The organism is Pseudomonas sp. Q1, assembly GCF_009935975.1.
GTDB classification, from domain to species: domain Bacteria; phylum Pseudomonadota; class Gammaproteobacteria; order Pseudomonadales; family Pseudomonadaceae; genus Aquipseudomonas; species Aquipseudomonas palleroniana.
This window is the reverse complement of the sequence record NZ_QODI01000015.1, coordinates 134,171-154,957: the sequence shown is the minus strand read 5'-3', so window position 1 is coordinate 154,957 and position 20,787 is coordinate 134,171. Positions and strand designations below refer to the sequence as shown.

Annotated in this window: 18 protein-coding genes; 3 read left to right on the top strand and 15 right to left on the bottom strand. The window is 59.9% G+C overall.

Translation table 11 applies throughout. The features are described 5' to 3' along the window. Nucleotides 1-15: 15 nt before the first annotated feature. Nucleotides 16-687: a COG3650 family protein gene (locus DK870_RS22895; protein WP_161549749.1), complete on the bottom strand. Its 672-nt coding sequence runs from the start codon at nt 685-687 to the stop codon at nt 16-18. A 96-nt stretch (nt 688-783) separates the two neighbouring features. After that, nucleotides 784-1,383, bottom strand: a complete 600-nt coding sequence (locus DK870_RS22890; protein WP_060753809.1) for a short chain dehydrogenase — start codon at nt 1,381-1,383, stop codon at nt 784-786. A 105-nt stretch (nt 1,384-1,488) separates the two neighbouring features. Here DK870_RS22890 and DK870_RS22885 point away from each other — a divergent pair, with 105 nt between their 5' ends. Further along, on the top strand, nt 1,489-2,403 hold the full coding sequence (locus tag DK870_RS22885; protein WP_161549748.1) for a LysR family transcriptional regulator: 915 nt from the start codon (nt 1,489-1,491) through the stop codon (nt 2,401-2,403). Here DK870_RS22885 and DK870_RS22880 read toward each other — a convergent pair. The 9 genes from DK870_RS22880 to DK870_RS22840 all read right to left on the bottom strand — a co-directional run bounded on the left by DK870_RS22880 (nt 2,394) and on the right by DK870_RS22840 (nt 10,074). Further along, nucleotides 2,394-2,879: a DoxX family protein gene (locus DK870_RS22880; protein ID WP_060753807.1), complete on the bottom strand. Its 486-nt coding sequence runs from the start codon at nt 2,877-2,879 to the stop codon at nt 2,394-2,396. The genes DK870_RS22885 and DK870_RS22880 overlap by 10 nt on opposite strands. Beyond that, nucleotides 2,876-3,652 carry a DUF2063 domain-containing protein gene (locus tag DK870_RS22875; protein WP_161549747.1) on the bottom strand — a complete coding sequence of 259 codons (777 nt, stop codon included), beginning with the start codon at nt 3,650-3,652 and terminating at the stop codon, nt 2,876-2,878. Before DK870_RS22875 ends, DK870_RS22880 begins: the two co-directional genes overlap by 4 nt. Next, entirely contained in the window at nt 3,649-4,527 is an 879-nt protein-coding gene (locus DK870_RS22870; protein ID WP_161549760.1) for a DUF692 domain-containing protein, read from the bottom strand. Before DK870_RS22870 ends, DK870_RS22875 begins: the two co-directional genes overlap by 4 nt. 23 nt (nt 4,528-4,550) lie before the next feature. After that, nucleotides 4,551-4,856 carry a DUF2282 domain-containing protein gene (locus DK870_RS22865; protein WP_060753804.1) on the bottom strand — a complete coding sequence of 102 codons (306 nt, stop codon included), beginning with the start codon at nt 4,854-4,856 and terminating at the stop codon, nt 4,551-4,553. Between the two features lie 221 nt (nt 4,857-5,077). Then, nucleotides 5,078-5,779 carry an ABC transporter ATP-binding protein gene (locus DK870_RS22860; RefSeq protein WP_161549746.1) on the bottom strand — a complete coding sequence of 234 codons (702 nt, stop codon included), beginning with the start codon at nt 5,777-5,779 and terminating at the stop codon, nt 5,078-5,080. Nucleotide 5,780: 1 nt separating this feature from the next. After that, the gene (gene livG / locus DK870_RS22855) at nt 5,781-6,548 is read right to left on the bottom strand and encodes a high-affinity branched-chain amino acid ABC transporter ATP-binding protein LivG (protein WP_060753802.1); all 768 of its coding nucleotides are present in this window, start codon (nt 6,546-6,548) and stop codon (nt 5,781-5,783) included. After that, nucleotides 6,545-7,798, bottom strand: coding sequence for a high-affinity branched-chain amino acid ABC transporter permease LivM (locus DK870_RS22850; RefSeq protein WP_090366330.1), 1,254 nt, complete (start codon nt 7,796-7,798; stop codon nt 6,545-6,547). The genes livG and DK870_RS22850 overlap by 4 nt, the downstream gene beginning before the upstream one ends. Then, nucleotides 7,795-8,718 carry a high-affinity branched-chain amino acid ABC transporter permease LivH gene (gene livH, locus DK870_RS22845; protein ID WP_060753800.1) on the bottom strand — a complete coding sequence of 308 codons (924 nt, stop codon included), beginning with the start codon at nt 8,716-8,718 and terminating at the stop codon, nt 7,795-7,797. Before livH ends, DK870_RS22850 begins: the two co-directional genes overlap by 4 nt. Before the next feature lie 228 nt (nt 8,719-8,946). Beyond that, a complete protein-coding gene (locus DK870_RS22840; RefSeq protein ID WP_060753799.1) occupies nt 8,947-10,074 on the bottom strand; it encodes a branched-chain amino acid ABC transporter substrate-binding protein in 1,128 nt (375 codons plus the stop codon). A gap of 355 nt (nt 10,075-10,429) precedes the next feature. Between DK870_RS22840 and DK870_RS22835 the strand changes: the two genes are divergently transcribed. After that, nucleotides 10,430-10,732, top strand: coding sequence for a DUF2288 domain-containing protein (locus tag DK870_RS22835; RefSeq protein WP_060753798.1), 303 nt, complete (start codon nt 10,430-10,432; stop codon nt 10,730-10,732). Nucleotides 10,733-10,952: 220 nt separating this feature from the next. On the opposite strand, the gene DK870_RS22830 is transcribed toward DK870_RS22835, so the two are convergent. The 3 genes from DK870_RS22830 to DK870_RS22820 form a co-directional block, all read right to left on the bottom strand. Then, nucleotides 10,953-13,148 (bottom strand): hypothetical protein, encoded by a 2,196-nt coding sequence (locus tag DK870_RS22830; protein WP_104995735.1) that lies wholly within the window; start codon nt 13,146-13,148, stop codon nt 10,953-10,955. A gap of 203 nt (nt 13,149-13,351) precedes the next feature. Next, the gene (locus DK870_RS22825) at nt 13,352-15,616 is read right to left on the bottom strand and encodes a bifunctional diguanylate cyclase/phosphodiesterase (protein ID WP_161549745.1); all 2,265 of its coding nucleotides are present in this window, start codon (nt 15,614-15,616) and stop codon (nt 13,352-13,354) included. Between the two features lie 138 nt (nt 15,617-15,754). Next, nucleotides 15,755-16,120 (bottom strand): YkgJ family cysteine cluster protein, encoded by a 366-nt coding sequence (locus DK870_RS22820; RefSeq protein ID WP_060753795.1) that lies wholly within the window; start codon nt 16,118-16,120, stop codon nt 15,755-15,757. A 253-nt stretch (nt 16,121-16,373) separates the two neighbouring features. Between DK870_RS22820 and DK870_RS22815 the strand changes: the two genes are divergently transcribed. Further along, nucleotides 16,374-17,720: an MFS transporter gene (locus tag DK870_RS22815; RefSeq protein WP_161549744.1), complete on the top strand. Its 1,347-nt coding sequence runs from the start codon at nt 16,374-16,376 to the stop codon at nt 17,718-17,720. Nucleotides 17,721-17,827: 107 nt separating this feature from the next. On the opposite strand, the gene rapA is transcribed toward DK870_RS22815, so the two are convergent. Beyond that, nucleotides 17,828-20,674: an RNA polymerase-associated protein RapA gene (gene rapA, locus DK870_RS22810; protein ID WP_161549743.1), complete on the bottom strand. Its 2,847-nt coding sequence runs from the start codon at nt 20,672-20,674 to the stop codon at nt 17,828-17,830. Nucleotides 20,675-20,787: the final 113 nt, after the last annotated feature.

The window sequence follows — 20,787 nt, the reverse complement described above, 5'->3', positions numbered from 1 at the left end:
CAGCGCAGGGCCGAATCAGTCGTCCCGTGAGCCACCAAACGCCGCGCAACCACGCTGTACCTGGCCGTTGACCCGCAGTTCGGCGGTCATGTGCTGCAGGCTGCCGCTGGCGCTGTCCACGCAACGCTGCGGGGCTACCCACAGTTCGACGTGCTGGTTGTTGGCTTCGGTCATCAGGTTGAAGCGGCCATCACCAATCTGTTCTTCGACGTAAGGCACCGCCAAAGGCGGCTGGCCTTCGCGCTCAAGCACCATGCCCTTGGCGGTGACGTTCATCGTCCAGGCGGGTTTATGGCCACTGGCGCGCAGGATCGTGCGTTTGAAATCCGGATCGTTGCAGGCCGAGGTAGAACGCTCGACGCGATAGAGTTGTTGCAGTTCCACCGAACCCTGGGTGCCGCTGGCAACCCCGGAGAACTTGCCACGCAAGTCGGCAAACAGTTCGCCTTGCTGGCCGGCCAGTGAAGCGGCTTCCTGCAGGACGCTGGTGCCACCGGTGTCGTTGACCACATAGTTGCGTTGATCGTTGCACGGCTGGAACAACAGCTTGCCGCCCACTGCCGTCAACTCCCCCTGCATACGGGTCAGGCCGGCGGTAGACGGCTTGGCCGGTTCGCTTTCGAACATCTGGCAAGCGGCGAACAAGGGAAGCAAGGCAAACAGAACGAGGGTACGGGCGGCGCGCATTATCGGGTCTCCAGACAAGTGCCGTCACGTTACGCAGGCTGGCGCTGCATCACAAGTCCAGCGCCCAGCTTCAGGCGATTCTTACAGACGTGAAAATCAGCCGACGATAAACGTCTGCCCCGTCTGCAGTCCCTCGACGCTTTTTGCGTAGGCCAGTGCCACATCTGCGCCGGGAGCCGGTTTGTAACCACGGAAGTAAGGCGCATAGCTGCCCATGGCTTCCAGCAGGACGGTGGGGCTGACGGAGTTGATGCGCAAACCGCGTGGCAACTCGATCGCGGCGGCCTTGACGAAGGCATCCAGTGCGCCGTTGACCAGCGCCGCCGAGGCCCCGGTGCGGATCGGGTCGCGGTTGAGGATGCCGCTGGTGAACGTGAACGAGGCACCGTCGTTGGCGTATTCACGGCCGATCAGCAGCAGGTTGACCTGGCCCATCAGCTTGTCACGCAGGCCCAATTCAAAGTCGGTTTCGCTCATCTCACCCAGCGCGACAAAGTTCACACTGCCTGCGGTACAGACCAGCGCATCGAATTTGCCGGTCTGCTCGAACAGCTTGCGGATCGACGCACTGTCGCTGATATCCACCTGGAAGTCGCCGCTGCTGCGACCGATGCTGATCACTTCGTGACGCTGCGCCAGTTCCGCCTTGACCGCCGAGCCGACCGTGCCGCTGGCACCAATCAATAGGATTTTCATCGTGCAGGTTTCCTTGAATGTAGGGTTCGCATCCAGTCTAAGATGGCTTTTCGAGTGGATAAACGCGCTAATAGGCAACCTTTGGTTTTCAAATGGAAACAATCCATGAGCGAGATGGATGACCTGGCAGCTTTTGCCGTGCTGATCGAAGCCGGCAGCTTTACGGTGGCGGCCGAGCAACTGGGGTGTAGCAAGGGACAGTTGTCCAAGCGTATCAGCCAGTTGGAAGCGCAGTTTTGCGTGGTGTTGCTGCATCGCACCACCCGCAAGCTCAGCCTCACCGCGGCCGGCGCGGCATTGTTGCCTCAGGCTCAGGCGCTGGTGGTGCAAGTGGAGCGCGCCCGTCAGGCATTGGCGAGGCTCAAGGACGATCTCGCCGGGCCGGTACGTATGACGGTTCCGGTGTCGTTGGGTGAAACCTTCTTTGATGGCTTGCTGCTGGAGTTTTCCCAGCAATATCCGCAGGTGCAGATCGAGCTGGAGCTGAACAACAGCTACCGGGACCTGGCCCGGGACGGCTTTGATCTGGGGGTACGGATGGGCGCCATCGAGAATGAACGCCTGGTTGCCAAGCCATTGCTGGCCTGGCACGAGATGACCTGCGCGAGCCCAGCCTATCTGGAACAGCATGGTGAGCCACTGACCCCGGCGGATCTGGCGGCGCATACCTGCCTGCTCAACAGCCACTACAGCGGGCGTGAGGAATGGTTATATCACCAGCAGCATGAGCTGTTGCGGGTGCGGGTCAGCGGCACCTTTGCCTCCAACCACTACAACCTGCTGAAAAAGGCTGCCCTGGTGGGGGCGGGCATCGCGCGGCTACCGTCCTACGTGTTACCCGCTGAATTGGCTGACGGCCGTTTACGTTGGCTACTGCGTGACTATTCCACACGCAGTATGCCCATGTACCTGGTTCATCCTTACCAGGGTGGGCTGCCGCGTCGTACCCAGGTGCTGGCCGATTACCTGGTGGAGTGGTTCAAGCGCAGCGGCGAAGCCCTCGACCGAATTCAGCGATAGCGGCGGGCGATCCAGTGGTCGATGGACAGGCGACCTGGGCCTTGGGCGACCAGCAGCAGCAATATCGCGATCCAGGTGCCGTGCGTCGGGTATGCCTCCGGGTAGACGAACAGTTGAATGACCAGTGTCATGCCAATCAGCGCCAACGCCGAGAAGCGCGTGGCAACGCCCACCAGAATCAGGACCGGGAAAAAGTGCTCGGCAAACGCAGCCATGTGTGCGGCCACTTCCGGCGACAGCAAGGGGACGTGGTATTCACTGCGAAACAGCGGCAGGGTGGACGCGGCAAGACGCGGCTCGCCCAGTTGGAAGGTGCCGCTGACCAGGTCGATGGCAAAGCCTTCGACCTTGGTCTGTCCGGACTTCCAGAACACCGCGGCGATGGAGAAACGTGCGAGAAAGGCGATCACGCTGTAGGGGATCTTCTCGAAAATCGCGATGAGCCGTTTAATCAGGCAAGAGGAGGATGTGTTCATGGTGAAACCTTTTGTTTGGTGTGCAAGTGAGTGATGACGTCGTGGTTGATCAGCAGGTTCAGGCAGGGGAGCGGGTCGAATTCGGCCGACACCTGGAGGGCGTGTTCCACCGCCGTTTCAAGCGCCACGCCCTGGTTCAGGTGGTGGATGAACGCGTCTGTGCCCGGGTCGATCGCGAAGACTTTGACTGACAGTCCTTGGCGTAAAACCAACGCACTTTGAGCGTGCCAGGGGTTGAAGTCGGCAATGGCCTCTTCGCACTGATGCGCCGACCAGATGCCGACGACGGCGTAGGCAGAATCCAGCGTGGCGAGGGATGGATGCAGTTGCAGGCGCAGGCTGCCCAATTCGGTTTCAGCTTGCAGCGCGAGCAAAATGGCTTGTCGATCCATCGGCGGGGCATCGGCGGCGTGATAGGCGCGAACCCGCAGCCGTTCCAGCCGCGCAACATCGGCCAGATAAGGCACGCTGGCTGCCGGCTCGAAGTCCTCGATAAACGCCGCAAATGCACTGCCGTATTCGCTGATCAGCGGGCTGGTGGGCGGGCACGCCTGTACGAAGAGGCCCGCCATGGCACGGAAGAACGCCTCGCCGACCAATTGCAAGGTCACCGGGTAAGCCGCTACCAGTGCATTGATCAACGAGCTATGGACGTTGTTGCGGTAGACCACAAAGCGGCCCGCCGGGTCGGCGCCGTTGCTGCTGAACAGGCCATCGGGGCAGGCCCGGTCAGGTGAGAGCAGGGCCTGGGTAAACGCATTATGCTGGCTCATGGGGTGACCTGCGAAAGATGCCAGTCGGCCTGTAGCGCTTCGGCTTGCAGCACGCGCAAGGCCGGTACCTGGTTATCCCGCTCGATCAGCGTGGCAACCGGGCCGGTCTGCGTCAGCACCTGCTCGTACAACTGCCATACCGCGTTGTCGATGGGCGCGCCGTGATCATCTATCAGCAGGCGATCGCCCAGGCTGTCGGTGTCTTCGGCAAAACCGGCCAGATGGATCTCACCCACCGCATGCAATGGCAGTGCGTTGAGGTAGGCCAGCGGGTCGCGTTGGTGGTTGATGCACGATACGTAGACGTTGTTGACGTCCAGTAACAGGCCGCAGCCCGTGCGCCGGATGATTTCGCTGATGAAATCCGCCTCGTCCAGGGTCGAGCGCCGGAACTGTAGATAGGTCGACGGGTTCTCCAACAGCATGGGGCGCTTGAGGGCGTTCTGGACCTGATCGACGTGTTCGCACACCCGGTCCAGGGTCGCGGTGTCATAGGCCAGGGGCAGCAAGTCATTCAGAAACACCGGACCATGGCTGGACCAGGCCAGGTGTTCGGAAAAGGACTGGGGTTGATAGCGTTCGATCAGCGCAGCCAACCGTGCCAGGTGCTCACGGTTCAGCGGGCTTTCGCCACCGATGGACAGGCCCACGCCATGCAATGACAGTGGGTACTGCTCGCGGATCAAACCCAGGTAGTGATGAAACGGGCCGCCGGCCACCATATAGTTTTCGGCATGTACTTCAAAAAAACCGATGTCGGGCGAGGTCTCGAGCACTTCGATGAAATGCTCGTTCTTCAGCCCCAGCCCGGCCCTGTGGGGGAGGCCGGGCACCTGAGCGGACAAGACCGTGTGTGGGTGTGAGAGCGTCATGATCCTGACTCAGGTTGTGCCGGGTTTCAGGACTTGGCGGTGAAGGCAGCTTCCTGGCCGAAACCCGTCGGCGAGGTGGAGCTTGGGGTTTTAGCGCAGCTGCCGGCAGGCACCAGTTTCCAGGCATTGGCCTGATCCTTGACTTTGGAGGTCCCGGCGCAGGTAGTGCCGGCGCCGGCGGCGCAATCGTTCTTGCCGGCTTCGGCAACACCGAAGCATTTCTGCATGTCGTCGGCGGCATGGGCGGTGGTGGCCAGGGTGGACAGGCTCAGGGCTGAACCCAGGGCCAGGACGAGGGTAGCGGCGGACAGCGAACGGGTTTTAGTGGTCATGGTGTATCTCCAGCAGTGGATGGTTGTGGCGGGCTTGATTGCCCGCTTACCCCACTAGAGGTAGCACGATGAATTTCGTTACACGCCAGCCGGAAATAATTTCAGGCAGGGCAAAAAAAGTGGGAGGGGGCTTGCTCCCGATAGCGGTGGTTCAGCTAAGTACTTCTTGGCTGACACACTGCAATCGGGAGCAAGCCCCCTCCCACATTCAGCGCGGTTTCTTAACCGCCCAGGTACGCCTCACGCACTTTCGGGTCGGTCAGCAACTGCTCGCCCGTACCCTGCATCACCACCCGGCCGTTTTCCAGCACATAGGCACGGTCGGCGATTTTCAGCGCCTGGTTGGCGTTCTGTTCCACCAGGAACACCGTCACACCGTCCTTGCGCAGTTGTTCGATGATGTCGAAAATCTGCTGGATGATGATCGGAGCCAGGCCCAGGGACGGTTCGTCCAGCAGCAACAGCTTGGGTTTGCTCATCAGCGCCCGGCCGATGGCGAGCATCTGCTGCTCGCCGCCGGACATGGTGCCGCCGCGCTGGTTGAAGCGTTCCTTGAGCCTTGGAAACAGGTGCAACACCTTGTCCATCTGCTCCTGGTAGTCGCCCTTGTCGGTGAAGAATCCGCCCATGGCCAGGTTCTCCTCCACGGTCAGGCGGGAGAACACGCGACGGCCTTCCGGCACCACCGCAATGCTCTTGCGCATGATGTGTGACGACGACTGGCCCACCAGTTCTTCACCCATATAGCGGATGCTGCCGCTGTGGGCCTGGGGTGAACCACACAAGGTCATCAGCAGGGTCGACTTGCCGGCACCGTTGGCCCCGATCAGCGTGACGATTTCACCCTGGCGCACTTCCACGTTGACGCTGTGCAGGGCCTGGATCTTGCCGTAGAAAGTGGAAACGTTTTCGAATTGCAGCATTTTACGCTTCCCCCAAATAGGCTTTGATCACTTCAGGATTGTCACGGATCTGTTCCGGCGTCCCGTTGGCCAGTGGCGTGCCCTGGTTGATCACCACAATGTGGTCGGAAATGCTCATCACCAGTTTCATGTCGTGTTCGATCAACAACACCGTGGCGTTGTTTTCCTCACGCAACACGCTGATCAGCGCCTTGAGGTCTTCGGTCTCCTTGGGGTTCAGGCCGGCGGCCGGTTCGTCGAGCATGAGGATCCGCGGGCGGGTCATCATGCAGCGGGCGATCTCCAGGCGGCGTTGCTGCCCATAGGCCAATGTGCCGGCAGGGCGGTTGGCGAACTCGGTGAGGTTGACCTTGTCCAGCCAGTACGCGGCGTACTCCATGGCCTCGCGCTCGCTCTTGCGGAACGCAGGGGTCTTGAACAGGCCCGCCAGGAAGTTGGTGTTCAGGTGGCGATGCTGGGCGATGAGCAGGTTCTCGACCGCCGTCATGTCCTTGAACAAGCGTACGTTCTGGAAGGTGCGCACCACGCCCTTGCGGGCGATCTCGTGGCCGGCCAGGCCCTGGATCGGCTGGCCATCCAACAGGATGCTGCCGCCGCTGGGCTTGTAGAAACCGGTGAGGCAGTTGAACACCGTTGTCTTGCCGGCGCCGTTCGGGCCGATCAGCGCGACCACTTGTTTCTCTTTGACGGTCAGGGCCACGCCGTTGACCGCGAGCAAGCCACCAAAGCGCATGCTCAAATTTTCGACTTTCAGGATCTCGCGGCTCATTTGCGCAGCTCCATATGTGGACGTTGCATGGGCAGCAGGCCTTGAGGACGCCAGATCATCATCAGCACCATCAGGGCGCCGAACATCAACATGCGGTATTCACTGAACTCACGCATCATTTCCGGCAACAGGATCATCACGATCGCGGCCAGGATCACGCCCAGTTGCGAGCCCATGCCGCCCAGCACCACGATGGCGAGGATGATCGCCGACTCGATGAAGGTGAACGATTCCGGTGTCACCAGCCCTTGGCGCGCGGCAAAGAAGCTGCCGGCAAAACCGGCGAATGCGGCGCCCAGGGTGAATGCGGAGAGCTTGATGATGGTCGGGTTCAGGCCCAGGGCCCGGCAGGCGATTTCATCTTCGCGCAGCGCTTCCCAGGCGCGGCCGATCGGCATGCGCAGCAGACGGTTGATCACGAACAGGGCCGCCAGCGCCAGCAACAGTGCGACCAGGTACAGAAACACCACTTTGCTCACCGGGTTGTAGTCGATCCCGAAGTATTCGTGGAAGGTCTGCAGGCCTTCGGCAGCGGTGCGATCGAACGACAGGCCGAAGAACGTCGGCTTGGGGATGTTGCTGATACCGTTCGGGCCGCCGGTGATGTCGGTGAGGTTACGCAGGAACAACCGGATGATTTCACCGAAGCCGAGGGTCACGATGGCCAGGTAGTCACCGCGCAAACGCAACACCGGGAAGCCCAGCAGGAAACCGAACGTCGCCGCCGCCATACCCGCCAATGGCAGGCAGATCCAGAAGCTCCAGCCCAGGTAATGCGAGAGCAGCGCATAGGTGTAGGCACCCACGGCGTAGAAGCCCACATAACCGAGGTCGAGCAAGCCGGCCAGGCCCACCACGATGTTCAGGCCCAGGCCCAGCAACACGTAGATCAGGATCAGGGTGGCGATGTCGACCGCGCCGCGCGAGCCGAAGAACGGCCAGATCAACGCGGCGATGATCAAACCGATGATGATGTAGCGCTGGGTGCGCGGCAGGGTCAGGAATTGGCTGACCTTGGGCGATACCAGTGGGCCACGGTTACCCTTGAACAGCGCACCGACCTGCTGGGTGAACAGCACGCGCAGGAACATCAGCACCGAGCACAGGGCGATGATGCTCAGTGTCACGGGACCGGTGCCATGCACTTCCAGGTTGATGCCGACAATGCTCAGTTTGAGGCCGAGTACCGGGAAGGCAACGGCCCACACCAGCAAGGCGCTGAAAAACGCCGATTTAAGATATCTGCTCATACTTTCTCAACCTCCGGACGGCCCAAAATGCCGGTCGGACGGAACAACAGCACCAGAACCAACAGGCCGAACGCCACGACGTCCTTGTACTGGTCACCGAAGATGTCGGCGCCAAAGGCTTCAGCCACACCCAGCACCAGCCCACCGAGCATGGCGCCCGGGATACTGCCGATGCCGCCCAATACCGCCGCAGTAAAGGCTTTGAGCCCCACCAGGAATCCGGCGTTGGGGTTGATCACGCCATACTGCATGCTCAGCAGTACCGCCGCGACAGCCGCCAGTGCGGCGCCGATCACGAAGGTCAGGGCGATGATGTTGTTGGTGTTGATGCCCAGCAGGTTGGCCATCTTGATGTCTTCGGCACAGGCGCGGCAGGCGCGGCCCAGACGAGAGCGGGAGATGAACAGGGTCAGGCCCAGCATGGCCACCAGGGTGACGACGAAGACCAGGATCTGCATGTAGGAAATCAGCACTTCTTCCGCACCGCCTGGGCCGAAGGAGAAGCTCCCCGGGATCAGGTTGGGGATGGATTTGTCCTTGGAATCCTGGGACAGCAATACGGTGTTCTGTAGGAAAATCGACATGCCGATGGCGGAAATTAGCGGGATCAGACGGTTGCTGCCACGCAAGGGACGGTAGGCAACCCGCTCGATACTGTAGCCGTAGGCACTGGTTACAACGATTGACGCGATAAACGCGGCGGTCATCAACAGCGGCAGGGAGTGGATACCCATCATGGCCAACCCGGCAAGGGCGATAAAGGCCACGTAGGAACCAATCATGTACACCTCGCCATGGGCGAAGTTAATCATTCCAATGATGCCGTAAACCATTGTGTAGCCAATGGCTATCAAGGCATAGGTGCTGCCAATGGTCAGGCCATTAACCAGCTGTTGGAAAAAATGATAGATCTCAGGCATTACAGCGCTCCTAAAAACCCGATACGCATTTCACTGGTGGAGTCATGTTCCGGCCCCGTGCTGTGTTCTGTGAGCACATTCGCACAAAGCGTTTGCCAGCGAACCGCTGGTGACGGTTTTAAGATTTTCAGGTGAGCCAGCGCCCGGATCGCGGGTGTCAGGCCCATAAACCTCGTAAAACAAAGCCCACTGCTTGCACAGTGGGCTTGTTGACCAGTAACGCCTGGCTTACTGAGGGGAAACTTCGGTTTTTGGTTTACCGAAGTGCCATTCGTAGACCACGAACTTGAAGTCCTTCAGGTCGCCCTTGGCGTCGAAGCTCAGGTCGCCGGTGGGGGTCTTGAAAGTGCCTGCGTGGATGGCGGCAGCGACTTTGGCGGTGTCTTCGCTTTTCGCAGCGGCGATGCCGCCGGCGATCACTTCAACGGCCGAGTAGGATGGGAACACGAACGGACCGCTTGGGTCCTGCTTGTTCTTGGTGAACTCATCAACGATGGCTTTGTTGGCCGGGTCAGCGTCGAAGGATTTCGGCAGGGTCACCAGCAGGCCTTCGGAAGCGTCCTGGGCGATTTGCGAGATGGAGTCGTTGCCGACGCCTTCCGGACCCATGAACTTGGCGTTCAGGCCTTTTTCCTTGGACTGGCGCAGGATCAAGCCCAGCTCAGGGTGGTAGCCGCCGTAGTAAACGAAGTCGACGTTGGCTTGCTTGAGTTTCTGGATGATCGAGGAGAAGTCCTTGTCACCGGCGTTCAGGCCCTCGAAGACCGCGACTTTTACGCCTTTCTTCTCAAGGGTCTGTTTAACGGCGGTGGCGATGCCTTCACCGTATTGCTGTTTGTCGTGCAGCACGGCAACGACTTTCGGCTTGACGTGATCGGCGATGTAGTTGCCGGCCGCCGGGCCCTGGGCGCTGTCCAGGCCGATGGTGCGGAAGACCAGCTTGTAGCCACGGGCGGTGATTTCCGGGCTGGTGGCCGCCGGAGTGATCATGATCACGCCTTCATCTTCGTAGATGTCCGAGGCTGGCTGAGTGGAGCTGGAGCAGAGGTGACCCACCACGAACTTGACGCCGTCGTTGACCACTTTGTTGGCTACGGCAACTGCTTGTTTAGGATCGCAAGCGTCGTCGTATTCCTTGGCTTCAAGCATCTTGCCGTCTACACCGCCCTTGGCGTTGATGTCGGCGATTGCCTGTTTGGCACCGATGAATTGCATGTCGCCGTATTGCGTGACAGGACCGGTTTTAGGACCTGCGATACCGATCTTGATGGTATCGGCTGCGAACGAATGGCCGGCAACCCCAGCCAGGACCATAGCGGCAAACAGTTTGGAAATCTGCTTAGTAGCCTTATTCATAGTGCTCCACTCTTGCTGTTGTATTTTTTATAGTTCTAGCGGCCTTGTGGGCAGCAGAACCGGATCGGATATCTCGAATATCCCCCGGCAGCGGCCTGGCAACTGTACCGGTACAGTGTAGAGCGCCGGTTGATCGCTTGAAAAGCTGGCTGCTGGGGGCAAAACTCGAGCGTGTCGCTTAAATGAAAGAAAAAGACAGAATTGCGGCGTGGTTATGCCAGAGTTCCGGGCAATCCTTGGCTTTCCTGACACTTTCTATCGATGCCTCATTTGCAACTGGGTTTTTCCACCTGGCTTTGTGATGCGAAAGGGACGACGTTATGATTGCGCCGATTTTTTCTTCAGGTGGATTCCCATGACGCAAGAACCTAGCACCCTCTATGCCAAGCTGCTCGGTGAAACCGCCGAAATTTCCTGGAAGGAGCTTGAACCGTTCTTTGCCAAGGGTGCCCTATTGTGGGTCGACGCCGGCTTGGATTTGATCGAGGCCGCCGAGGCGATGGCCGAGGATAACCGCGAAAAAGTCGCCGCGTGGCTGGCTGCGGGGAGTCTGGGCGAGGTGTCTGCGACGCGGGCGTTGGACTTGGTTACACGTGATCCGAGCCTGTGGGCGGTCGTGGTTTCGCCATGGATTCTGATCCAGGAAAGGGCGGCTTAAGAAAGTTGCGCACAAAAAAGGTGCATGTTTTTTCGCGGGTGGAGTGTGTATCCGGGTAACCGCTGAGACGGTGATGGCATCTTGCCGTAGAGAAAGGTCACAGATAAGGGTGACGTAAACGTCACGGGAACAGTTTTGTCGGTGGCTGAGTGCCTGATGAATTGTTTCAGAAGATGAGCAAATCGTTGTGGGAGGGAGCAAGCGCCCTCCCCATAAAAGCCTACCCCGTCTTGCCGGTATGGTTGTTCAGCGAAATAACCTTGGTCTTGCCAATCCGGTGGCGGTAAATCTCACGCAGGTACTTGATCGCCTTCTTCACGCAGTCGCGTGACAGGCGAATGTCGTTGATCGAGACGAACTTCTCCTTGTCGTTGATCAACTCGCGGTACTTCTTCTCATACATCGGCTTGATCGCATACCAGTTGGTATCGAGGATCTTCGCTGGGTTCTCGAACTCGTTGAGCAGTTCGTCCATGCGGTCTTCGTCGAAGTCTTCATGAATGATGAAGTCCAGGATCGAGTTGTCCAGCGTGTCATCGAAGCGGTAAGGATTGCGCGCAAAGCAGCGCTTGATAAACGCGACGATCAACGTCAGGAAATCATCCGACAGACACGGGCTCTTGGCGATCAGTGTGGTCAGCGACAGGTTGGCCGACGCGCCGATCACCAATGCATAGCGCTTGAGCGTGGTGTTGGGAAACAGGCTGTTGAGGTGGGTCTTGAGCCGGTTCAGGTCCATGTAGGACAGCTTGTAATCCTTGGGCAGCGAGACGATGGAGACCACCGACGAGCAGTTCTTGAAAAAGTGCAGGTCATGCAGCGCCGCCGCGTCATAACCGGAGTTCTTGTATTGCTCCAGCGACGCCTTGTAGCGCTTGGACTCGATGGGCAGCAGGCTGATGCCTTCGATAGCCTGGGTGACCTTGTTGAAGTGCGGCAGGTCAATGGAGCGGAAGAACAGGTCGTCGATGTTCAGGCGCTGGGGCTCTTTGTCGAAGACCTTGAACTTGTCGTTCGACGGCGCCGGGGTTTCCGGTACTACGGATTCGGCATAGGCAATCGCCACCGGGCCGGCCAGGCTCATGAACAGGTCGTTGGCATCCAGGCGAATGGTTTCGCCGATGTCGATGCCCGCGCGCCGGAAGTAATTCTGGTCATAGTCCGTGGTCACCGCCTGGGCGGTGAGAATGTTGAAGATCTGTTGGGAAATGTATTGGTTGGCATGTTTTTCCATGGCATTGACATCAATGTTCTGGATATTGCCGTCGTCGCTCTCTTCGGCGTAACGCATGATGTCGTTGGAGATCAGCATCATCGCGTTCCAGGGGCGGATGCGACCTTTCACACTGGCTTCGCTGCTGTCTTCATTGGCGAAGTTGTACGAGAAATCCCATTCCTCTGACAGATACTTGCACAACAGCCGACCGGCGTTGATGTGCAGGGCTTCGGACATTTCGCTGCGGTGGTCGGAGATATTCGGCAGCACGCAGATGCCACTGGTGAAGATCGGCTCGAACACAAACGCATGGCCACTCTTGCTGTCGTGTTCGTCGGCGGGCTTGGTGTCGAACGTCTTGTTCATGTACGAGTGCTGCTGGGCCAGGCCGAACTCTGAAGCCATGCCTGAGCCGGTACCGCCGCCGGCGCTGAAGATCGAGAAATACAGGCGCGACTGGTTGGCCTTGATGCCGCAGGAGTCGATCAGGTACGAGTGAATCATCTTCCAGTCGGGGCTGGAGAAACGCTGGGTGTCTTTGTTGAGGATGATCTTGGCCAGGTACTGGCCCAGGATGGGCGCGTTACCGGCGCCACCGGCATGGACTTCCGACAGGTCCATGATTTTCATCTTGCTGTAGTCGCGCAGGAAGCCGCTTTTTTCACCCTTGCGCGAGAAGCGGATGCGCCCGGCGATGTCCTTGTCCAGATCGCCCAGCATCACCAGGGGTTCCACCAGGAACACCGGCTTGGTGGTTTTGCCGCCGCCCAGGCGCAGGTTGTTGCGAATCCATTGGGTCGGGCTGTAGCCCTTGTCCAGAGGGCTCTTTTTGAACTGAGGCTTATCCTCGGTACTGAACTCGTTCAGGTAGAACTTGCGCGCGTTGTACACCAGCTCCGCCACGTCCAAGGCAATATTGGAGCCGCAGCGGCCCAGGCCGATCAGGCACACCGACGGGAATTCCTGCTCATGGCCCGAGGCACCGTCACCTTCCAGCTGGGGCGGGCGCGGGAACACCATGTCGCGCAGGCCGTCGAGGTTGTCGAGGATGCGGTCGGTATTGGTCTCGGTGAAGTACAAGTATTGCTGGGTGGCCAGCGGGCGGGCAGTGTTCAATGGTTTGTAACCGGCGGCTTTTTGCGCAGGCGTTGTCGGCAACTCGTCGGGGACCACGGTGGCGGAGCTGTTTTTGGAAGTCATTGGGCGCCATGTACCTGGACGGATGGCCAAAAAAATCGGGGAGCCATCACTGAATGAAAGTTCGCGACTTTACAGTGCGTCTGAGTCCGGGGCGGCTGGGTTTAACCCAAGTGTTTACAGGGGAATTCCGGCCGGACTCTGATGAATCGGCCGTTCGTCGGCGTTCTTTAACCAAATGATGGCGAAATGCCAAAGAATCGGCGTCAGCGAATTGGCCTTACGACAGAGGGGGAGCCATTACGCTCCGGAGTGGGTTCCTTCGGCAGCGGGGCCTCCTTATGGCCTTCCCCGTTGATCAGGTTGAGCGGGTTGCGCATCTGGATGCCCTGCATCACACCGATGATGTCACTGGCAGGCACTGCTGGGCTGAGCAAATAGCCTTGAATGAAATCACAGCCATGCTTGAGCAGCAGCTCGAACTGCGCCTGGGTTTCCACGCCTTCGGTCACCACCTGCAGGTGCAGGGTATGAGCCATGCCGATAATCACCTGGACGATCTCGATATCGGCGGTGGATTTGGGAATGTCCTGGATAAACGAGCGGTCGATCTTCAAGGTGTTCAATGGCAGGCGCTTGAGGTAGGCCAGGGATGAGTAGCCGGTGCCGAAGTCATCGATGGCCAGGGAGACACCCAATGCCCGAATCTGCCGCAACAGCGCCAGGGTGCTGCTGATATTGCCCATCAGCGCGTTCTCGGTGACCTCCAGTTCCAGGCGGTTGGCGGCAACCCCGGCGAAGCGCAGGGCGGCTTCGATTTCATCGGCCAATTCATCTCGGGCCAGGTTCAAGGCCGAGCAGTTCACGGCCATGGTCAGCCCGGAGTAGCCGCGGTCGGACAACAAGCTCAGGTCGTGACAGGCTTGGCGCAGCACCCAGTGATCCAGTTCGGCAATCAGCCCGTTGCTTTCGGCGATTTCGATAAAACGGTCCGGCGCCAGCAGCCCATGTTGCGGATGCTGCCAGCGTACCAGGGCTTCCAGGCGGGTGACCTTGCCGAGCTTCATGTCGAAGATCGGCTGGTAAAACAGTACCAATTCGTTGCGCGCACGCAGCGCCGTACGTAGCTCTTCTTCCAGTTGCAGCTCGAGGAAAGCACGGGTTTTCAGGTTGGAGCTGAAGAAGCTCAGGTTATTGCGCCCGTTGTCCTTGGATTGGTACAGCGCCAGGTCGGCGGTTTTCAGCAGCTCTTCGCAGGTCAGGCCGTCATCGGGAAACACACTGATGCCGATGCTGGTGGTCATCACCATGCGTCGACCGGCCAGCTCGATCGGATCTTTCATCCTCTGCATGATGCGTTGGGCCATGTGGCGCGCTTCATCGCGGTGGTGGATGCTGATCAGGATGCAGAACTCATCGCCACCAAAGCGCGCGACCACATCTTCGTGGCTGCGCACGGAACTCTTGATGTGCCCGGCCAGTACTCTGAGCAGCTGGTCGCCGGCGTCATGTCCCAGGCTGTCGTTGATTCGCTTGAAGTGGTCGATATCGAGAAAGATCATCGCCATCATGCCTTTGTTGGCGGTTTTTTCTGCGACTTTCTCCGCAAAGATCTGGTTGAACCCACGGCGGTTGAGCAGGCTGGTCAGTGCGTCGAAATGTGCGACTTGTTGCAGCGACGCACGTGCCTGGTCCAGCTCACTGAGCAGTGCGTTGACTCGGCGCAGGTCGCGCTCCTTTTGCTGCAGTTTCTTGTCGGCCAAGGCCGCGCTGATGCTGCTGCCGATCACCAGTAGCGTAATCACCGCCACCGACAGGCCCAGTTGAATCGGGTTGTGGTCCTGCGCTAACGACAGGTCGGCCCCCGTGGGCACGACCATCTGCATGGCGGCCATGCCGGTGAAGTGCATGCTCAGAATGCCGGCGCCCAGCACCAGGCTGGCGGCGTACTTGAGCAGTTGATGAAATACCCCGGCGCCGGTGCGCAGGTAGCTGGACAGTAACAACGCGGCGAGGCTGGCGCCGATGGCGATCGCCACCGACGTAATGAGCAAGCCCGATTCGAAGTACATCACGGCTTGGGAACGCATGGCCGACATGCCGACATAATGCATCAGCGCGATGCCGAGCCCCATCCAGGCCGACGCCAGGAGGTATTGATGGAACCGCAGGTGCGGATGACTGAGGGTTTGCATGGCGAACAGCGAAGCGATCAGGGCGATCACCAGAGAGACGAACGTGAGGATCAATTCGTAATGAATAGCGATCGGGGCCTGGAAAGCCAGCATGCTGATGAAGTGAGTCGACCAGATGCCGCCCGCCAGGCACCCGGCACCCAGCCAGCGCCAGTGTTTACGGGCGGTGGGGTCTTCCACATGGCCGACTCGCTCGGCCATATCCAGCGTGCCGAACCCGGCCGCGCAAGCGACCAGGTAAGCCAGCAGCACCAGAAAGGGGTTATGACTGCAATTGAGTAATAAATGCCCTTTTTCTGGAAGCTCGGTGAAAAAGTGCATCCCAAGCCATTCCATAGCATGCCTCGTCATAGAGTCACGTCACAGCCTGAGGCGATGACCTATGAAGGCGAGTATAGAAGCTCCGCGGGATTCATCATGGATAATGGCACTTTGCTTTGAACTTTTTTCGCATGGTGCCCATAGCGTTTGATGCTAAGCGCTGATCGGCAATTCCCGCGCGACAGGTGCTTCCAGTGGGGCCAGGCCGAATGCGGCACGTGCGGCATCGCAGTCGACATTGTGTTCACCCTGGCTCCACGATGCGTCGAACTCACGGCACGGGCTCGAGCGCTGCTCGTAAATCGTGCAGCGGGTCTCTTTGCCCACTTCGCCCTCGAGGCTGCAGCAGCGTGCGGGTTTCTGGTCTGTACCGATCATCGCCACGCGGGTGGGGTTGATCTGTACCACCAAGTCATCGGGTACCGTACCGCCGGAGGAAGCGCACTCACCCCAGAAGAAAGACACACGAAAGTATGAACAGCAGGCACCGCAATTCAGACACGGACTGGCTTCGGACATGGGCGTCATCGATAAGAAAAGTAGAAGTAGGGTGTTTCGGAAGGCTCGCCATTCTATCCGGGCCGTAGCCGTTGGGAAGAGGGGGGCGCACTTATATTTTGTGTAGGCAAAGTCCCATTGCGACGGGCGAAATCATGCCCTATCAGCTTTACGAATCATTACAGACAACCACCGCCAGCCTGACTATGTTGCAGGTACCTGAGCAGGATGCACCGGACATCGCAGCTCTTATAACAATAAAAGAGACGGACCCATGCAGAACTCGACCCAAGCGGCGAATGCCTGGCGCATTCTGTTCCTGCTGTTCCTGGCCAACCTGTTCAACTTCTTCGACCGTACCATTCCCGCGATCATCATCGAGCCGATCCGCATGGAGTGGCATCTGAGCGACTTCCAGCTTGGTATCATCGGCACGGCCTTCACTATCGTCTATGCGATTGCCGGCTTGCCGTTGGGGCGTATGGCCGATACCGGTTCACGCAGCAAACTGATGGGCTGGGGCCTGTTTGCCTGGAGCGGGCTCACCGCGATCAATGGCATGGTTGGCAGTTTCTGGAGCTTCCTGCTGGTACGCATGGGGATCGGCATTGGCGAAGCCAGCTACGCGCCGGCGGCCAACTCGCTGATTGGCGATCTGTTTCCAGCGCACCGCCGGGCACGGGCCATGGGCATTTTCATGCTGGGCCTGCCATTGGGCCTGGTGCTGGCGTTTTTCACCATTGGCGCGATGGTCAAGGCTTTTGACAGCTGGCGCGCACCGTTCTTCATAGCCGCCGTGCCGGGGCTGATCCTGGCGATATTCATGTTCTATATCAAGGAACCTGAACGCGGCGCGGCGGAAACCGTAAAGGTCTCCCAGGAGCGCGTCGACCGCCCGATCCGTCGCGTGCTGGCGGTGCCGACTTTCCTGTGGCTGGTGCTGGCCGGGCTGTGTTTCAACTTCGCCACCTATGCCTGCAACTCGTTCCTGGTGCCCATGCTGCAGCGCTACTTCCTCATGCCATTGCAGGAGGCGGCCGTGGCTACCGGGGTGATCGTCGGCCTGACCGGCCTGGTGGGCTTGACCTTGGGCGGCTGGATTGCCGACAAGATCCATCAGCGGGTCGCCAATGGTCGTCTGTTGTTTGCCGCGTGCAGCCTGATCATTTCCACGGTGACCACCGCCTGGGCCTTGCATGCCGGGCGAATCGAGATCGGTGTGTTTATAGCCCTGTTCAGTGTCGGCTGGCTGTTCGCCTATAACTTCTACACCTGCGTGTACACCGCGATCCAGGATGTGGTCGAACCGCGCCTGCGGGCGACGGCGATGGCGCTGTTCTTTGCCGGCTTGTACCTGCTGGGAGGGGGCATGGGGCCTATCGTGGTGGGTGGCCTGTCGGACCATTTCGCCCATTCGGCCATGTACGCGGCGGGAGCTGAGCAAATGACCGAAGCTTATAAAGCGGTGGGGTTGCATGACGCCATGTACCTGATCCCGGTGGCGCTGTTCTTGACCATGCTGTTTCTGTTCCAGGCGTCACGCAGTTTTGTGCGGGATGCCAAGCGGATGAAGGAAGGCTTGAGTGCGGTGGAGGTGCCGGCTTCGGCGGCGACTGTCTAATACTGCACCGTCACGTTGAAACAAGGCGCTGGCTCCCGATGAGGCGCGCAAGATGAATGAAAAAAGGCCCGCATTGCGCGGGCCTTGTTTTTTCCTTCAAGCCGCGATCAACCGGCGACCAGCACCCGGATCGCTTCCAACCGCAGTGCCGCCTTGTCGAGCATGGCCAGGCCTTGTTCGCGTTGGTTGCGCAGGGCAACCAGTTCGCTGTCACGCACCGTCGGGTTGACGGCTTGCAACGCGGTCAGGCGTGCCAGTTCTTCTTCGGTATCCGCCGCCAGGCGACGCTTGGCCTCGGCCACGCGCTCGGCATGTTGCGGGGTGATCTTCTCTTCACCTGCGTTGATGCGTGGCGTCAACTGGTCGCGCTGGGCCTGGATGAACTTGTTGGCGCTGGCCCGCGGCACGCTTTCCAACTGGTCGTTGAGGGTCACGAAGGACACCCGGCTCGACAGGTCGTTGCCATTGGCGTCCAGCAGGCAGCGCAGGGCGGCCGGCGGCAGGTAACGGCCCAGTTGCAGCGCACGTGGCGCAACCACTTCGCTGACATAGAGCAGTTCCAGCAATACGGTGCCGGGCTTGAGCGCCTTGTTCTTGATCAGCGCCACGGCGGTGTTGCCCATGGAACCGGACAGCACCAGGTCCATGCCGCCTTGCGCCATCGGGTGCTCCCAGGTGATGAACTGCATATCTTCGCGCGACAGCGCCTGGTTACGGTCGTAGGTGATGGTCACGCCTTCGTCGTCGCCCAGGGGGAAGCTGGCGTCGAGCATTTTTTCGCTGGGCTTGAGGATCAGCGCGTTTTCCGAATGGTCTTCGCTGTCGATGCCGAACGCGTCGAACAGGGTTTCCATGTAGATCGGCAGGGCGAACTGGTCGTCTTGCTCAAGGATAGCTTCCACCAGCGCCTCGCCTTCACCCGCGCCACCGGAGTTGAGCTCCAGCAGACGGTCGCGACCGGTGTGCAACTCTTCTTCCAGGCGCTCGCGCTCGGCGCGGGCCTCGTCGATCAGCGCTTGCCACTCGCCGTCATCGGCGTTTTCCAGCAGCGGCAGCAGGCGCGGGCCGAACTGATGCTGCAAGGCGTTGCCGGTCGGGCAGGTGTTGAGGAACGCGTTCAGTGCTTCGTGGTACCACTGGAACAGGCGCTCTTGCGGGCTGGTTTCCAGGTACGGCACGTGCAGTTCGATCACGTGTTTCTGGCCGATCCGGTCCAGACGGCCGATCCGCTGTTCCAGCAGGTCGGGGTGGGACGGCAGGTCGAACAGCACCAGGTGGTGGGAGAACTGGAAGTTGCGGCCTTCACTGCCGATTTCCGAGCAGATCAGCACCTGGGCGCCGAACTCTTCATCGGCGAAGTAAGCGGCGGCGCGGTCACGTTCGAGGATGTTCATGCCCTCGTGGAATACCGTGGCCGGGATACCGGAACGCACGCGCAGGGCGTCTTCCAGGTCCATGGCGGTTTCGGCGTGGGCGCAGATCACCAGGACCTTGGTGCGCTTGAGCATTTTCAGCTGGTCGATCAGCCACTCGACCCGTGGGTCGAAGCGCCACCAGCGATTGTCTTCCTCGATATCCGGCTGCGACTGGAAGCTGACTTCCGGGTACAGCTCGGCGTGTTCGCCCAGCGGCAGCTCCAGGTACTCGTCCGGGTTCGGCAGCGGGTAGGCGTGCAACTTGCGCTCGGGGAAGCCTTGTACGGCGGCGCGGGTGTTGCGAAACAGCACGCGGCCAGTGCCGTGGCGGTCGAGCAGCTCACGCACCAGGCGCGCACTGGCTTCGGTGTCGCCATCGTTGACGGCGGTGAGCAGGGCTTCGCCTTCGTTGCCGAGGAAACCCTGGATGGTCTTGTGCGCGCCAGGGGAAAGGCGGCCCTTGTCCAGCAGCTCCTGCACGGCTTCGGCCACCGGGCGATAGTTCTCGCTTTCTGCGCGGAAGGCTTGCAAGTCGTGGAAGCGGTTCGGGTCCAGCAGGCGCAGGCGTGCGAAATGGCTGTCCTGGCCCAGTTGTTCCGGGGTGGCGGTGAGCAGCAGCACGCCGGGGATAACCTCGGCCAACTGTTCGACCAGCGCGTACTCCGGGCTGACCTTGTCTTCATGCCACACCAGGTGGTGGGCTTCGTCGACCACCAGCAGGTCCCAGCCGGCGGCGAACAGCGCGTCCTGGGCCTTTTCGTCGTCCACCAGCCATTCCAGTGCGACCAGCGCAAGCTGGGTGTCTTCGAACGGGTTGGCGGCATCGCTTTCGATAAAACGTTCTTCGTCGAACAACGCCACTTGCAGGTTGAAGCGGCGGCGCATCTCTACCAGCCACTGGTGCTGCAGGTTTTCCGGCACCAGGATCAGCACGCGGTTGGCGCGGCCCGACAACAGCTGGCGATGGATCACCAGGCCGGCTTCGATGGTCTTGCCCAGGCCCACTTCATCCGCGAGTAATACCCGTGGCGCGATACGGTCAGCGACTTCACGGGCGATATGCAGTTGGTGAGCAATAGGTTGCGCTCGCACGCCACCCAGGCCCCACAGCGAGGACTGCAATTGACGGCTGGTGTGTTCCAGGGTGTGGTAACGCAGCGAGAACCAGGCCAACGGGTCGATCTGCCCGGCGAACAGACGGTCGCTGGCCAGGCGGAACTGGATAAAGTTGGAGAGTTGGGTTTCCGGCAGGGTGACCTGCTCGTTCTGCCCATTGAGGCCGTGGTAGACCAACAGGCCGTCGGCATCGTCGACTTCCTGCACGGTCATTTTCCAGCCTTCGAAATGGGTGATGGTGTCACCCGGCGAGAACCTCACGCGAGTGAGGGGCGCATTCCGTAGCGCATACTGACGAGTGTCGCCAGTGGCCGGATAGAGCACGGTCAACAAGCGCCCGTCCTGTGCCAGAACGGTGCCTAACCCCAGCTCTGCTTCGCTGTCACTAATCCAGCGTTGCCCCGGTTGATACTGCTGCGCCATGCTGCCTGACTCCCGCCGTGAAAAAGCCGACTATCTTAACGGAACACGGCCCTCAGCCAAAGGATTCTGACAAAAACTACTCTGTTTGAGCGGCGCTTCAACAGTTGAATCGA

Excerpts from the sequence above, each read along its gene's own strand:
- DK870_RS22895 (WP_161549749.1), bottom strand. The coding sequence starts at position 687 with ATGCGCGCCGCCCGTACCCTCGTTCTGTTTGCCTTGCTTCCCTTGTTC.
- DK870_RS22890 (WP_060753809.1), bottom strand. The coding sequence starts at position 1,383 with ATGAAAATCCTATTGATTGGTGCCAGCGGCACGGTCGGCTCGGCGGTC.
- DK870_RS22885 (WP_161549748.1), top strand. The coding sequence starts at position 1,489 with ATGAGCGAGATGGATGACCTGGCAGCTTTTGCCGTGCTGATCGAAGCC.
- DK870_RS22880 (WP_060753807.1), bottom strand. The coding sequence starts at position 2,879 with ATGAACACATCCTCCTCTTGCCTGATTAAACGGCTCATCGCGATTTTC.
- DK870_RS22875 (WP_161549747.1), bottom strand. The coding sequence starts at position 3,652 with ATGAGCCAGCATAATGCGTTTACCCAGGCCCTGCTCTCACCTGACCGG.
- DK870_RS22865 (WP_060753804.1), bottom strand. The coding sequence starts at position 4,856 with ATGACCACTAAAACCCGTTCGCTGTCCGCCGCTACCCTCGTCCTGGCC.
- DK870_RS22860 (WP_161549746.1), bottom strand. The coding sequence starts at position 5,779 with ATGCTGCAATTCGAAAACGTTTCCACTTTCTACGGCAAGATCCAGGCC.
- livG (WP_060753802.1), bottom strand. The coding sequence starts at position 6,548 with ATGAGCCGCGAGATCCTGAAAGTCGAAAATTTGAGCATGCGCTTTGGT.
- DK870_RS22850 (WP_090366330.1), bottom strand. The coding sequence starts at position 7,798 with ATGAGCAGATATCTTAAATCGGCGTTTTTCAGCGCCTTGCTGGTGTGG.
- livH (WP_060753800.1), bottom strand. The coding sequence starts at position 8,718 with ATGCCTGAGATCTATCATTTTTTCCAACAGCTGGTTAATGGCCTGACC.
- DK870_RS22840 (WP_060753799.1), bottom strand. The coding sequence starts at position 10,074 with ATGAATAAGGCTACTAAGCAGATTTCCAAACTGTTTGCCGCTATGGTC.
- DK870_RS22835 (WP_060753798.1), top strand. The coding sequence starts at position 10,430 with ATGACGCAAGAACCTAGCACCCTCTATGCCAAGCTGCTCGGTGAAACC.
- DK870_RS22830 (WP_104995735.1), bottom strand. The coding sequence starts at position 13,148 with ATGACTTCCAAAAACAGCTCCGCCACCGTGGTCCCCGACGAGTTGCCG.
- DK870_RS22825 (WP_161549745.1), bottom strand. The coding sequence starts at position 15,616 with ATGGAATGGCTTGGGATGCACTTTTTCACCGAGCTTCCAGAAAAAGGG.
- DK870_RS22820 (WP_060753795.1), bottom strand. The coding sequence starts at position 16,120 with ATGTCCGAAGCCAGTCCGTGTCTGAATTGCGGTGCCTGCTGTTCATAC.
- DK870_RS22815 (WP_161549744.1), top strand. The coding sequence starts at position 16,374 with ATGCAGAACTCGACCCAAGCGGCGAATGCCTGGCGCATTCTGTTCCTG.
- rapA (WP_161549743.1), bottom strand. The coding sequence starts at position 20,674 with ATGGCGCAGCAGTATCAACCGGGGCAACGCTGGATTAGTGACAGCGAA.